A 13,270-nucleotide genomic window follows, 5' to 3' on the forward strand; every position below is an offset into this window, starting at 1 on the left:
TGCCCGCGTCGCCGACGACGGAGATGTCGGGTTCGGCGTCCAGCAGGTCGGTCAGGCCGCGTCGTACGACCTCGTGGTCATCCAGCAGGAAGACCCGGATCGGGTTCTGCTCGGTGAAGATGCGCGCCTCGGTCATGTCGGTCCTTTGTTCCCCGGTTGATGACGGACATGCCGGCGGTCCGTCCCGCCGATCCTCGCGCGTCCGGGGCCGGACGCACCAGGGCCGACCGGCCCCACCGCGCGCCTACGCCGAAGGCGCGCCGTCGCCCGCCGTCGAGGTGAGGCGGACACCGGTGACCAGTTCGGGGCGGATGCGGATCGCTTGGTCCATCGTCCCGGTCACCCAGGGCGTCAGCATCGTGCGGTAGCGGGCGAGGTCGGCGGGATCGGTGACCGGGAGCGCGTAACCCGTGACGACGACGCTCCAGCCGAGGTGCGTCTCGGGGTCGATGGAGTCGGCCTCGTACGCCACCACGACACCCCGGTCGTCCGCCTCGTGGGCGCGCGTGGTCAGGGCAGTGCCTTCCTGGGTGCGAATCACGATGTCACCGTTGTCCAGCAGGTGATTCACGGGCCGGATCGTCGGCAGCGCGTGCCGGGTGAAGACGATCCTGCCGAGCGACACCCCGCCCAGCAGCCGGAGCGCCTCGGCAGGGTCGAGCTCGACGGCGCGGCGTGTCGGCGCGCTCGCGGCGGGGGTCAGGCTGGTCGACATGATGGTCTTCCGTGCGGGTCGGAGGCTCACGGTGGGCGCTGTCAGCCCGGCCGGCTGCCGGGACGAAGAGGAACCCCCATCGAACGGTGCCGCGGCGGATCGCGGTAGGGCCGTTCGGCCCCATCTCACGGGTTCCCGTCTCCCTCGACGTCGCGTGACCCGCCCTCCGCTCCTCGCCGCGGGACACATGGGCCGATCGGCCCCCACCCAGGACCTGTGCGGCCCCTGCCGTCGGGCCGCCGGCGCCCCGACCCTGGCATCAGACCCCCAAACAGGAGGAGCCCCACCATGTCCCGCACCGTCATCGTCGGTTTCGACGGCTCGTCCGAGAGCCGGGCCGCTGCCGAGTGGGCAGCCCGCGAGGCGAAGCTGCGTGAGCTGCCGCTGAAGCTGGTCCACGTCTGGGAGCCCGTCCCGGAGCCCATGGCGCAGGCCCCGCTGCTCGGTGCCGAGACACAGCAGCACTGGAGCGAGCGGATCCCGCGCGAGGCGGCCGACGGTCTCAGGCTGCGGCACCCCGGGGTGGACATCACCGTCGAGCAGCGCCCCGGCCGGCCCGCGGAGGTACTTGCCGACGTCGCCGGGGGCGCCGAACTGCTGGTCCTGGGCTCCCGCGGGCTCAGTGGCGTCGGCGGCTTCCTGGTGAGCTCCGTCGGACAGGCCACCCTGGCGCACTCCGAGCGTCCCGTCGTCTTCGTCCGGGCCGGTGAACAGGCCGCCGACGAGCACGAGCCGGACCCGTCCGGCATCCCGTCCGCCGCCGGCGCATACCGACCCGTCGTCCTCGGGTTCGACCCCGTCAGCCCCGACGCGTCGGTCGTCGAGTTCGCCTTCGAGGCGGCGGTCCGCCGTGGGACCGGTCTGCGTGTCGTCCACGGCTGGGTACCGGCGCCGTACTACGCCTACGCGCTGCCCGCGGACCCGGACTTGTTCACCGTTCTGGCCAAGCAGCAGGCAGCCGCGCTGAGCGAGGCGCTTCGACCCTGGCGGGAGAGGTACCCGGCGGTCGACATCGTGGAGGAGTGCCGGACCGGCAGGGCCGCCGACGCCCTGGTCGACGCCTCCCGCGAGGCGTCCCTGGTGGTCGTCGGCCGGCGTGTCCGCCGCTCCCCGCTCGGTGCGCACATCGGCCCCGTCACCCACTCCGTACTGCACCACGCCACCGCCCCCGTCGCCGTCGTCTCGCACGGCTGACGTCCTCCGGCACGACCGACCACACAGAACGACAGGCCCGCAAGGAGAACACGATGAAAGCAGCGGTCGTACGAGCCCTCGGTGAGCCCCTCGTCATCGAGGACCGCCCCGACCCGGAGCCCGGCCCCGGCCAGGTCCGCATCCGGCTGGAGGCCTCCGGCCTGTGCCACACCGACATCCACGCCGCCCACGGCGACTGGCCGGTCAAGCCCAGCCCGCCGTTCGTCCCGGGCCACGAGGGCGTCGGCCGCGTCGAGGCGCTCGGCGACGGCGTCACCCACCTCCGGATCGGACAGCGGGTGGCCGTGCCCTGGCTCGGCCAGGCCTGCGGACGCTGCCAGTACTGCCTGTCCGGCTGGGAGACACTGTGCGAGCGGCAGGTCAACACCGGCTACGGCTGCGACGGAGGCTACGCCGAGAAGATGATCGCCTCGGCCGACTTCGCCCAGCCGGTGCCCGACGGCATCGACCCGCGCGACGCCGCACCGCTGACCTGCGCGGGCGTGACCACGTACAAGGCCCTGAAGGTCGCCGAGGTGCGACCCGCGCAACTGGTCGCGATCTCCGGGATCGGCGGACTCGGTCACCTCGCCGTGCAGTACGCCAAGATCGCCGGTGCCACCGTGGCCGCGATCGACGTCACCGACGCCAAGCTCGAACTGGCCAGGGAACTCGGCGCGGACATCCTGATCGACGCCCGCAAGGAGGACCCGGCCGAGGTCCTGCAGCGGCACGGGGGCGCGCACACCGTGCTGGCCTGCGCCGTCAACGACGCCGCGTTCGAGGCGGCGTACGGTGGACTGCGTCGCGGCGGCAAGCTCGTCATGGTCGCCCTCCCGGCCCACGGCACCGTCCGGCTGCCGATCTTCGACACCGTGCTCAAGGGCATCAGCGTCATCGGTTCCATCGTGGGAACCCGGCAGGACCTCGCCGAGGTGTTCCAGCTGCATGCGGCCGGCCGCACTCGGGTGATCTCCGTTTCCCGGGAGCTGGAGACGGTCAACGAGTCCTTCCAGGACGTCCTGCACGGCGACGTCGACGCCCGGATCGTCTTCGAGTTCCCGCAGGGAGGCTGACAGAGATGGAGCTGCCTCTGGTCGTCGGCGTCGACGGCTCCGAGCCGAGTATGCGTGCCGTGGACTGGGCGGCCGACGAGGCCGCCCTGCGCGGGGTACCGCTGCGGGTGGTGTACGCCTCGCTGTGGGAGCGGTACGAGGGCGCCGCCCTCGCCGAGGGGCTCGGCCGGACCTCGGAGCAGATCCTCGCCGACAGAATCGTCGAGGCCGCGGCCAAGCGTGCCCACCGCCGTGCGGTGGACCTGAAGATCTCCACCGAGGTGCTCGCCGAGGACCCGGTCACCGCGCTGCTGAACGAGGGCCAGTACGCCTCCGCGCTGGTGGTGGGCAGCTGCGGCCGCAGCGGGATCGCGGAGCTGCTGCTCGGCTCGGTCAGCCTCGCGGTCGCCGCCCGCGCGGGCTGCCCGGTGATCGTTCTGCGGGGCAGTCAGGACAACCGCGCGACGCCCGGGATGCGCGGACGGATCGTGCTCGGTGTCGGAGAGCCCGCCGAAGGCGCACAGAATTCGGCGGCGGTGCGCTTCGCCTTCCAGGAGGCCGAGGAACGACGGGTCGTACTGGAGGCCGTACGGGCCTGGCGCTGCCCCGCGCACGAGACCACCGACCACCCGATGCTCGCCCAGGAGCCTGCCCGGCTGCACGAGCGGCGCGCCGCCGACGAACTGGACGCGGCACTGCGCGACGTCGTGGCGGACCACCCTGCCGTCCGTCTGGAGCGGCGCACCGTCGAAGGCACCGCCCGTTCGGTGCTGCTCGGCGCCTCGACCGGAGCCGACCTGCTCGTCGTCGGAGCCCGGCGCCGCCGTGGGCACCTCGGGCTCCAGCTCGGCCGAGTCGCCCACACGGTCCTGCACCACTCCGCCTGCCCCGTCGCCGTCGTACCGCAGCCGGCGTGACCACCTGGGCGACTTCCTGTCGCCCGTAACGCCTCCACCGCTCGATGACTCGAGGAAGCCACCATGCCGAAGGCCGAACACCAGGAGAGCACCGTGCTGACCGACGACGAACTGCACACCCTGGACGCCCACTGGCGGGCCGCGAACTATCTGGCGGCGGGCCAGATCTACCTGCTGGCGAACCCACTGCTCACCGAGCCGCTGCGGCCCGAGCACATCAAGCCCCGGCTGCTCGGGCACTGGGGCACCTCGCCCGGACTCAACCTCGTCCATACCCATCTCAACCGGGTGATCAAGGCCCGCGGCCTCGACGCCCTGTGCGTGTGGGGCCCGGGCCACGGCGGCCCCTCCGTACTTGCCAACTCGTGGCTGGAGGGCAGCTACACCCAGATGTACCCGGATGTCACCCGGGACGCGGCGGGCATGGAGAGGCTGTTCCGGCAGTTCTCCTTCCCCGGCGGTGTGCCCAGCCATGTCGCCCCCGAGGTCCCGGGCTCCATCCACGAGGGAGGTGAGCTGGGCTATTCGCTGGCGCACGCGTACGGGGCCGCGTTCGACAACCCCAACCTGCTGGTGGCATGCGTGATCGGCGACGGCGAGGCGGAGACCGGGCCGCTGGCCGCGTCCTGGCACTCCAACAAGTTCCTCGACCCCGTGCACGACGGCGCGGTCCTGCCGATCCTCCACCTCAACGGCTACAAGATCGCGAACCCGACCCTGCTGTCCCGGCTCCCCGAGGCCGAACTCGACGAACTGCTGCGCGGTTACGGCCATGAGCCGATCCACGTCAGCGGGGACGACCCCCTGCAGGTGCACCGCGACATGGCCAGGGCACTCGACGACGCCCTGGACCGCATCGACCTGATGCAGAGCACGGCCCGCGAACGGGGCATCACCCAGCGCACCCACTGGCCCGTGATCGTGCTGCGCACCCCCAAGGGCTGGACCGGACCCGCCGAGGTCGACGGCGAACCCGTCGAGGGCACCTGGCGCTCCCACCAGGTACCGCTCGCCGGAGTCCGCGACAACGCCGAGCACCTGCGGCAGCTCGAGGCCTGGCTGCGCTCGTACCGGCCCGAGGAACTCTTCGACGAACGGGGCCGGCCGCGCGAGCGGGTCCTCGGCTGCGTCCCGGAGGGCACCAGTCGTCTCGGCGCCACCCCGTACGCCAACGGCGGCCTCATGATCCGCGAGCTGCCCATCCCCTCCCTCGACGCCTTCGCCGTCCCCGTCGAGAAGCCGGGCACGACCCTGCACGAGCCGACGCGGATCCTGGGCGGCCTCCTCGAAGAGATCATGAAGGCCACCTCCGCCCGCCGTGACTTCCGGCTGGTCGGCCCCGACGAGACCGCCTCCAACCGGCTGGACGCGGTGTTCAACGCCAGCGGCAAGGCATGGCAGGCACAGATGCTGCCGGTGGACGAACACCTGGACCGGCACGGCAGGGTGATGGAGATCCTCTCCGAACACCTCTGCCAGGGCTGGCTGGAGGGCTATCTCCTCACCGGCCGGCACGGACTCTTCTCCTGCTACGAGGCGTTCGTGCACATCGTCGACTCGATGGTCAACCAGCACATCAAGTGGCTGCGGACATCGAGGGAGTTGACCTGGCGCGCCCCCATCGCCTCCCTCAACTACCTGCTGACGTCGCACGTGTGGCGCCAGGACCACAACGGCTTCTCGCACCAGGACCCCGGCTTCGTCGACCACGTCCTCAACAAGTCCCCGGAAGTCGTGCGGGTCTACCTGCCGCCGGACACCAACACGCTGCTCTCGGTGGCCGACCACGCGCTGCGCAGCCGGGACTACGTGAACGTGATCGTCGCGGGCAAGCAACCCTGCTTCGACTGGCTCTCCATGGACGCCGCCCGCGTCCACTGCGCCCGCGGCGCCGGGATCTGGGACTGGGCCGGCACGGAGAACGGCGGCGAACCGGACGTCGTCCTCGCCTGTGCCGGTGACGTGCCCACCCAGGAGGTCCTCGCGGCGTCCGCGCTGCTGCGCCGCCACCTGCCCCAGCTCGCCGTCCGCGTCGTCAACGTCGTCGACATGACCAGGCTCATGCCGCGCGAGGAACACCCGCACGGCATGAGCGACTTCGAGTACGACGGGCTGTTCACCACCGACAAGCCGGTGATCTTCGCCTACCACGGCTACCCGTGGCTGATCCACCGTCTCACCTACCGCCGCACCGGCCACCCCAACCTGCACGTCCGCGGCTACAAGGAGATGGGCACCACCACGACCCCGTTCGACATGGTCGTCCGCAACGACATGGACCGCTACCGGCTGGTGATGGACGTGATCGACCGGGTACCCGGCCTCGGCGTCCGCGCCGCCGCGATCCGCCAGCAGATGGCCGACGCCCGCACCCGCCACCACGCCTGGATCCGCGAACACGGTACGGACCTGCCGGAGGTGGCGGACTGGACCTGGTCCGCCTGAAGCCCCCGTCCACAGAGGAGTTCACCGTCATGACCGTACGCGTCGGCATCAACGGCTTCGGCCGCATAGGCCGCACCTATCTGCGCGCGGCACTGGACCGCGCCGAGGCGGGCACCCAGCACGTCGAGGTGGTCGCGATCAACGACATCGCCCCGCCCGCCACCCTCGCCCACCTGCTGGAATACGACTCGACGTTCGGGCGCATCGGACGCGACGTCACCCACGACGACAGCTCCATCACCGTGGACGGCCGCCGTATCGCCGTCACCGCCGAACGCGACCCCGCCGCCCTGGCCTGGTCCGACCACGGCGCCGACATCGTCGTCGAGTCCACCGGCCGCTTCCGCGACCGCGACTCCGCCGCCCTGCACCTGAAGGCCGGCGCCCACACCGTGCTGCTCTCCGCGCCCGGCAAGAACGCGGACGCCACCATCGTGCTGGGCGTCAACGACGACACCTACGACCGCGAACGCGACCGGATCGTCTCCGCCGCCTCCTGCACCACCAACTGCGTCGCCCCCATGGTCAAGGTGCTGCACGAACGCTTCGGCATCGACCGCGGCGTGATGACCACCATCCACGGCTACACCAACGACCAGTCCCTGCTCGACGGCCCGCACAAGGACCTGCGCCGGGCCCGCTCGGCGGCCCTGAGCATCATCCCGACCAGCACCGGCGCCGCACGCGCCGTCGGCCTGGTGGTGCCGGAACTCGACGGCGCCCTCGACGGCATCGCCGTGCGCGTGCCCGTGGAGGACGGCTCGCTCACCGACCTCGCGGTCGTGCTGAACCGCGAGGCGACCCCGGAGGAGATCAACGCCGCGTTCGAGGAGGCCGCCGAGGGCCCGCTCAACGGGATCCTCCGCGTGTCCAAGGCACCCATCGTCTCCCGGGACGTCATCGGCGACCCCGCCTCCTGCGTCTTCGACCCGGCCCTCACCCAGGCCAACGGCACCCTGGTCAAGGTCTTCGGCTGGTACGACAACGAGTGGGGCTACACCAACCGGCTGTTGGACCTCACCCACCTGGTGGCAGACGACCGATGAACACGACGGCCGGCGGCGAAGCCGTGCCCCGCGCACTGCGGGGCACGGCAGCCGTGGTCTTCGACACCGACGGCGTGATCACCGACTCGGCGCGTGTGCACGCCGCCGCGTGGAAGGCGGCCTTCGACGCGTTCCTGCCGGGCGGCCGCCCCTTCGACGCACGGGACGACTACCTGCGCTACGTCGACGGCAAGTCGCGTCTCGACGGCGCACGGTCTTTCCTCGAGTCCCGGGGGCTCAGGCCGACCGCAGAAGAAATCCGGCAGGTGGCGGCCCGGAAGGAGGCACTGTTCACGGCCGGGCTCCGTGAACGCGGCATCGACGCCTACCCCGGCACCGTCCGACTGCTGCGCACCCTGCGCGCTGCCGGGGTGCCCCTGGCCGCCGCCTCCGCCTCCCGGCACGCCCGCGAACTCCTGGAACACGCGCAGGTACGGGACTTCTTCGACGCGGTCGTCGACGGCTCCGAAGCCGCCCGGCTGAGCCTGCCCGGGAAACCCGACCCGGCCCTCTTCCTGGAGGCGGCCCGCCGACTCGGCGTCCCCGCCGACCGCGCGACCGTCGTCGAGGACGCGCTGGCGGGCGTCGAGGCGGGACGGCGCGGCGGCTTCGGGCTTGTGGTCGGGGTGGACCGGGCGCGTACCCCCGGGACCCGGGCCGCCCTGCTGAAGCACGGTGCGGACCTCGTGGTCGAGGATCTCGGGGAACTGCTCGGCTGAGCCCGCTCCGCGGGGCGCTCCCTCCGGACCGGTACGCAGGCCGCCCCCGTCCGGCACACCGGAAGACCATCCCCGTCCGGCGCACCTGAGACGATCCCAGTCCGGGACCGGCACACCTGAGCGCACCGGTGTCACGTCGGTCCCCGGACCCCTCCGGTCGGTGGCCTTCTCGTCCGCAGAGGTGACGGCACCCCGCCGTCAGCAGATCCGCGGAAGCAGCTCACCCAGCGGCATGTCCACGATGCGCCGGGCGCCGACCAGGGTGTGCAGGGTCACTCGTCCCGGCTCCCCTTCCGGCAGCACCTCGCCGATCCGGACCGCGCTCGCGCCCTCCGGGACGGAGCGCAACGCGGCCAGCGCGTCGTCCGCCGCCGCGGCGGCGACGAAGGCCACCAGACAGCCCTCGTTGGCCACGACCAGCGGATCGAACCCCATGAGGTCGCACGCGGAGGCCACGGCCGTGGGGACCGGCACCGCGCTCTCGTCGATCTCGACGGCGACCGAGGAGTCGCGGGCGATCTCGTTGAGGGCGGCGGCGAGACCACCCCGGGTCGGGTCCCGCAGGACGTGCACATCCGCGCCGAGCGGGACCAACGCCGACACCAGCCGGTGCATCGGCCTGGTGTCCGAGGCGATGTCGCTCTCGAAGCCGAGCCCCTCGCGTGCGCTGAGCACGGTCATGCCGTGCAGCCCGACCGGCCCGGACAGCAGCACCGCGTCCCCGGGGCGGGCGAGCGCGGCCGACGGATGCAGCGAACCGTGCCGCTGCCCGATGCCGGTGGTGTTGATGAACAGCCGGTCGGCGGCGCCACGGCCCACGACCTTGGTGTCCCCGGTGACCACGGGCACCCCGGCGTCCTGGGCCGCCTTGCCCAACGAGGCGAGCACGGCCCGCAGTTCGGAGAGCGGCAGTCCCTCCTCGATGATCAGGGACACCGACAGCGCGAGCGGCCGGGCACCCCGCATGGCCAGGTCGTTGACCGTGCCGTGCACGGCCAGCGAGCCGATGTCACCGCCGGGGAAGAAGAGCGGACTGACCACGAAACTGTCGGTACTGACGACGAGTTCACGGTAGCCGGGCAGCAGCGCCGCGTCCTCCAGCGGGCCGGAGCCACCGTCGACGGCGGGCAGGACGAGCCGCTCGAGCAGCTCCGCGGTGAGCCGGCCACCGGCGCCGTGGCCGAGCAGCACGACCTCGTCCTCGTGGACGGGCGTGGGGCATTCGAAGGTCATGCCGTCCTCCTGCTCTCACTGGTGGTGCTGCGCTCCGTGCTGCCGGTCCTCCTGGTGCGCCCCGCCGAGTAGAAGGCGGCGCAGGTGCCCTCGGACGACACCATGGGCGCGCCGAGGGGATGGCGAGGGGTGCAGCGTGTGCCGTAGGCGGTGCAGTCGGTGGGCAGCCGGGCCCCGGTGAGGACGGCACCGGCTATGCACTCCGGGTCCTCCGCCGGCCGCAGCCCCGCCACGTCGAAGCGGTGCGCGGCATCGAACTTCCGGTAGCCTTCGGCGAGTTCGAGTCCGCTGGCGGGCAGCGCCCCGATACCGCGCCAGGCGCGGTCGGTGACGCGGAAGACCTCGCGCACCGCGTCCTGCGCTTCGGTGTTCCCGGAACGGCGCACGGCCCGCGCGTACTGGTTCTCCACCTCGTACCGGCCCGACTCCAGCTGCCGTACGGCCATCAGGATGCCCTCCAGCAGGTCGAGCGGTTCGAAGCCCGTCACCACGATCGGCACCCGGTGGCGGGCGGCGATCGGCTCGTACTCGCGCCAGCCCATCACCGCGCACACATGCCCGGCCGCCAGGAACGCCTGCACCTCGCAGTCGGGGTCGTCGAGCAACGCCGTCATGGCGGGCGGCACGAGGACATGGCTGACGATCAGGGAGAAGTTCGCCAGACCCAGGCGGGCGGCGTGCAGGACGGCCGTCGCGTTGGCGGGGGCGGTGGTCTCGAACCCCACGGCCAGGAAGACCACTTCCCGGTCCGGATGGTCGGCCGCGATGCGTACGGCGTCCATGGGGGCGTAGACGACCCGGACGTCCGCGCCCCGCGCCCGCAGTGACAGCAGGTCCGTGTCACTGCCCGGCACCCGCAGCATGTCGCCGAAGCTGGTGAGGATCACGCCCGGGCGGGACGCGATGACCATGGCCCGGTCCAGGGTCTCCAACGGGGTCACACAGACCGGACAGCCCGGCCCGTGGATCATCCGCATGCCGGCGGGCAGCAGTTCGTCGATGCCCTGGCGGACGAGGGTGTGTGTCTGACCGCCGCACACCTCCATGATCCGCCAGGGGCGCGTGACGGTGTCCCGCAGTTCGTCCAGCAGGCGCCGGGCGAGCACCGGGTCGCGATACTCGTCGAGGTACTTCATCGTCCCGTTCCCATCCACGTCAGGGGCCGGAGCGGATCCGTCATCGGTGCGAGAGGTCGAGGCGGATGTCGACGACCCCTTCGACGGCCCGTACCGCACGGGCCACGACGGGGACCAGGGTCCGCTCGGCCATGGTGCCGCCCAGCGTGACCACGCCCTCCGACACGCTGACCGTGAGCGGCCGGTCCGTCGGGAGGCGGCCGAGGACGGAGTCCCGGATCTCCTCGGCGATCTCCGCGTCGGGACGCAGGAACACCTTGAGCAGATCACCGCGGCTGACCACGCCCTGCAGCATCCCGACCGCGTCGACGACGGGCAGCCGCTTGACCCGCCGGCGGGCCATGATGCGGGCGGCCTCCGCGAGTGAGGCGTCCGCGTGGACGGTGACCGCCGGCGCGCTCATCAGCTCGCCCGCGGTCAGCGCACCCGCCTTGATCCGCTCCTCGATCGCCCCCTCGTCGTCGGCCGCGCCCCGGAACTCCTCCTTGGGCAGCAGATCGGCCTCCGAGACCACGCCGATGACGCGCCCCTCGCCCTCAAGCACCGGCAGGGCACTGACCTTCCACTGGTCGAACAGCTCGACGATCTCCTTGAAGGGGGCGTCACGTCCGACCGCGACGACGGTGTGCGTCATCACTTCGCTCACGGTGTACGGAGATTCAGGCATCGGAGCCTCCCGAGGTGCGGACGACCGTCAGGTCGAGGAAATGGGTGGAGCAGGAGATGCACGGGTCGTGGTTGCGGATCGCCCGCTCGCACAGGGTGGTCAGTTCCGCGTCGTCGGCGTCGTGTTCGGCGATGGCGTGCTGGGCGAAACGGCGCAGGTCGTCCTCGATGGCGCCCTGGTTCTGCGCGGTGGGCGGCACGAGCAGCGCGTCGGTCACGGTGCCGCTCTCATCGAGTTCGTAACGGTGGTAGAGCAGTCCGCGCGGAGCCTCGGTGGCGCCGTGGCCGATACCGGCGGCCGGCGGCACCTCGGTGTGCGGGCGGCCGGGCGGCTCGTACGCGTCGATGATCCGCAGTGCCTCGTCGACGGCGTACACGATCTCGACCGCCCGTACCAGGATGGACCGATACGGATTGCGGCACACCGCACCCTCGCGCGGGTCACCGAGCCCCGCCTCCACGGCCGCCTCCCGTGCCACCGGCGACAGCTGTCGCCCACTGATCGCGAACCGGGCCAGGGAGCCGGTGAGATGGCGGTGTCCGTCGAGACGTGAGTGCAGTGCGGTGGAGTGGGCGAGGTGCGTCTCCTGGACGCGGTGCGTGAAGTGCCGCACCGGGAAGGAGCCGAAGGTGCCGTCGGAGCGCAGAACGGAAGGGGTTCCGCTCTCGATGGCGTACGTGTGCGGAGCGGCCAGAGCGAGCAGGTCGGCGTCCACCCGGGCGTCCGGGAAGTCGAATCCGGACACCCAGCGCACGGTGTCCCAGGCGTCCTCGCTCGCCCGCCTCAACTCCTCTTGCAGCGGGCGGAGCTCGGAACGCGCCGGAACCCTGTGAAAACCGCCCACCCGCACGTTGACCGGATGCACGGCCCGTCCGCCGAGGAGTTCCAGCAGGGAGTTGCCGGCCTTCTTCAGCCTGAGTCCCCGCTCCACCTCGGCCCGGTGTGTGCGGGCCAGCTCGATCGCGCTCGCCCGGCCCAGGAAGTCCGGCGCGTGCAGCAGGTAGACATGCAGGGCCTGGCTCTCGATCCATTCGCCGCAGTACAACAGCCTGCGCAGCGACTTGATCGCCGGATCGACCGTCACCCCGCAGGCGTCCTCGATCGCCGCGCAGGCACTCATCTGGTAGGCCACCGGGCAGATCCCGCACACCCGGGCGGTGATGTCCGGCGGCTCGGTGTACGAACGGCCGCGCAGGAACGCCTCGAAGAAGCGGGGCGGTTCGTAGATGGCGAGCCGCGCCTCGGTGACCGTGCCGTCGTGGACGCGCAGACGCAGCGAGCCCTCGCCCTCGACCCGGGAGAGCGAACCGACGTGCAGGACACGGGATCCACGGTGCGTCACTTGGCCACCCCCTCTTCCGACGGGCGGGACTCCCTGCCGGCGGCGTCGAAAGCCGGTGCGTTGAAGGTGTGCAGAAAGCGGACCGTGGCCTCCTCGTCCATGCCGTCACGGCGCAGCAGCGGGATCAACGCGGGCAGGTTCACCGAACCGGACGGGCCGAAACAGCCGTAGCAGCCGCGCCCGTACGCCGGGCACAGGGCGCCGCATCCGGCGTGCGTCACCGGGCCGAGGCACGGGGTGCCGTGGGCGACGGTGACGCAGACCGTGCCGCGCCGCTTGCACTCGAAGCACACACTGTGGTCCGGCACGTCGGGCTTGCGTCCGGCGAGGAACGCTGTGATCACCTCGAGCAGCTGACGGCGGTCTATCGGGCAGCCGCGCAGTTCGAAGTCGACGTCCACGTGCGCCGACACGGGCGTGGAGGTGGCGAGTGTGTCGATGTACTCGGGGCGGGCGTAGACCGTGCGCCGGTACTCGTCGACGTCCGCGTAGTTGCGCAGGGCCTGGATGCCGCCGGCGGTCGCGCAGGCGCCGATCGTCACCAGATGGCGCGCGGCGGCCCGGATCGCGTGGACACGCTCGGCGTCCTGCGGGGTGGTCACGGATCCCTCGACGAGCGCCAGGTCGTAGGGTCCCGGCGCCACCGCGCTGGAGGCCTCCAGGAAGTGGGCGATCTCCACCCGGCCCGCCAGCGCGAGGAGTTCGTCCTCGCAGTCCAGCAGGGTCAGCTGACAGCCGTCGCAGGAGGCCAGCTTGAACACGGCGAGTGTGGGTGTCCTCGTTCCGCTGGTCGCGTCCATC

General features: G+C 71.8%; 12 protein-coding genes and 1 pseudogene. 6 read left to right on the forward strand and 7 right to left on the reverse strand.

Features of this window, described 5'->3' with window-relative positions:
• Window positions 1-136, reverse strand: a pseudogene (locus EF387_RS24860) (DNA-binding response regulator); the annotation flags it as partial.
• A 108-nt stretch (window positions 137-244) separates the two neighbouring features.
• On the reverse strand, window positions 245-715 hold the full coding sequence (locus tag EF387_RS24865; protein ID WP_128378845.1) for a pyridoxamine 5'-phosphate oxidase family protein: 471 nt from the start codon (window positions 713-715) through the stop codon (window positions 245-247).
• A gap of 288 nt (window positions 716-1,003) precedes the next feature.
• On the opposite strand from EF387_RS24865, the gene EF387_RS24870 reads away from it, so the two are divergent.
• The 6 genes from EF387_RS24870 to EF387_RS24895 all read left to right on the forward strand — a co-directional run bounded on the left by EF387_RS24870 (window position 1,004) and on the right by EF387_RS24895 (window position 8,091).
• Window positions 1,004-1,909, forward strand: coding sequence for a universal stress protein (locus tag EF387_RS24870; RefSeq protein ID WP_128378846.1), 906 nt, complete (start codon window positions 1,004-1,006; stop codon window positions 1,907-1,909).
• 53 nt (window positions 1,910-1,962) lie between these two features.
• A complete protein-coding gene (gene adhP / locus EF387_RS24875; RefSeq protein WP_128378847.1) occupies window positions 1,963-2,985 on the forward strand; it encodes an alcohol dehydrogenase AdhP in 1,023 nt (340 codons plus the stop codon).
• A 5-nt stretch (window positions 2,986-2,990) separates the two neighbouring features.
• Window positions 2,991-3,881, forward strand: a complete 891-nt coding sequence (locus EF387_RS24880; protein ID WP_128378848.1) for a universal stress protein — start codon at window positions 2,991-2,993, stop codon at window positions 3,879-3,881.
• Between the two features lie 63 nt (window positions 3,882-3,944).
• Complete coding sequence (locus EF387_RS24885) at window positions 3,945-6,326, forward strand: phosphoketolase family protein (protein WP_128378849.1); 2,382 nt, start codon at window positions 3,945-3,947, stop codon at window positions 6,324-6,326.
• A 29-nt stretch (window positions 6,327-6,355) separates the two neighbouring features.
• Window positions 6,356-7,372, forward strand: a complete 1,017-nt coding sequence (gene gap, locus EF387_RS24890; protein WP_128378850.1) for a type I glyceraldehyde-3-phosphate dehydrogenase — start codon at window positions 6,356-6,358, stop codon at window positions 7,370-7,372.
• Complete coding sequence (locus EF387_RS24895; protein WP_128378851.1) at window positions 7,369-8,091, forward strand: HAD family hydrolase; 723 nt, start codon at window positions 7,369-7,371, stop codon at window positions 8,089-8,091. The genes gap and EF387_RS24895 overlap by 4 nt, the downstream gene beginning before the upstream one ends.
• A 198-nt stretch (window positions 8,092-8,289) precedes the next feature.
• Here the strand turns inward: EF387_RS24895 and hypE are convergent, their stop codons facing one another.
• From hypE to EF387_RS24920, 5 genes are read right to left on the reverse strand one after another with little or no spacing between them, the layout of a single operon-like run.
• Window positions 8,290-9,324 carry a hydrogenase expression/formation protein HypE gene (gene hypE / locus EF387_RS24900; protein WP_128378852.1) on the reverse strand — a complete coding sequence of 345 codons (1,035 nt, stop codon included), beginning with the start codon at window positions 9,322-9,324 and terminating at the stop codon, window positions 8,290-8,292.
• Entirely contained in the window at window positions 9,321-10,460 is a 1,140-nt protein-coding gene (gene hypD / locus EF387_RS24905) for a hydrogenase formation protein HypD (RefSeq protein WP_128378853.1), read from the reverse strand. Before hypD ends, hypE begins: the two co-directional genes overlap by 4 nt.
• Window positions 10,461-10,500: 40 nt before the next feature.
• A complete protein-coding gene (locus EF387_RS24910; protein ID WP_128378854.1) occupies window positions 10,501-11,127 on the reverse strand; it encodes a CBS domain-containing protein in 627 nt (208 codons plus the stop codon).
• Window positions 11,120-12,469, reverse strand: coding sequence for a Ni/Fe hydrogenase subunit alpha (locus EF387_RS24915; RefSeq protein ID WP_128378855.1), 1,350 nt, complete (start codon window positions 12,467-12,469; stop codon window positions 11,120-11,122). The genes EF387_RS24910 and EF387_RS24915 overlap by 8 nt, the downstream gene beginning before the upstream one ends.
• Window positions 12,466-13,269 (reverse strand): NADH-quinone oxidoreductase subunit B family protein, encoded by an 804-nt coding sequence (locus EF387_RS24920; RefSeq protein ID WP_128378856.1) that lies wholly within the window; start codon window positions 13,267-13,269, stop codon window positions 12,466-12,468. The genes EF387_RS24915 and EF387_RS24920 overlap by 4 nt, the downstream gene beginning before the upstream one ends.
• Between the last annotated feature and the right edge of the window lies 1 nt (window position 13,270).

It is taken from the genome of Streptomyces cavernae (assembly GCF_004023625.1).
Taxonomy (GTDB): domain Bacteria; phylum Actinomycetota; class Actinomycetes; order Streptomycetales; family Streptomycetaceae; genus Streptomyces; species Streptomyces cavernae.

Excerpts from the sequence above, each read along its gene's own strand:
- EF387_RS24880 (WP_128378848.1), top strand. The coding sequence starts at position 2,991 with ATGGAGCTGCCTCTGGTCGTCGGCGTCGACGGCTCCGAGCCGAGTATG.
- EF387_RS24920 (WP_128378856.1), bottom strand. The coding sequence starts at position 13,269 with ATGGACGCGACCAGCGGAACGAGGACACCCACACTCGCCGTGTTCAAG.
- EF387_RS24885 (WP_128378849.1), top strand. The coding sequence starts at position 3,945 with ATGCCGAAGGCCGAACACCAGGAGAGCACCGTGCTGACCGACGACGAA.
- EF387_RS24865 (WP_128378845.1), bottom strand. The coding sequence starts at position 715 with ATGTCGACCAGCCTGACCCCCGCCGCGAGCGCGCCGACACGCCGCGCC.
- adhP (WP_128378847.1), top strand. The coding sequence starts at position 1,963 with ATGAAAGCAGCGGTCGTACGAGCCCTCGGTGAGCCCCTCGTCATCGAG.
- hypD (WP_128378853.1), bottom strand. The coding sequence starts at position 10,460 with ATGAAGTACCTCGACGAGTATCGCGACCCGGTGCTCGCCCGGCGCCTG.
- gap (WP_128378850.1), top strand. The coding sequence starts at position 6,356 with ATGACCGTACGCGTCGGCATCAACGGCTTCGGCCGCATAGGCCGCACC.
- EF387_RS24870 (WP_128378846.1), top strand. The coding sequence starts at position 1,004 with ATGTCCCGCACCGTCATCGTCGGTTTCGACGGCTCGTCCGAGAGCCGG.
- hypE (WP_128378852.1), bottom strand. The coding sequence starts at position 9,324 with ATGACCTTCGAATGCCCCACGCCCGTCCACGAGGACGAGGTCGTGCTG.
- EF387_RS24910 (WP_128378854.1), bottom strand. The coding sequence starts at position 11,127 with ATGCCTGAATCTCCGTACACCGTGAGCGAAGTGATGACGCACACCGTC.
- EF387_RS24895 (WP_128378851.1), top strand. The coding sequence starts at position 7,369 with ATGAACACGACGGCCGGCGGCGAAGCCGTGCCCCGCGCACTGCGGGGC.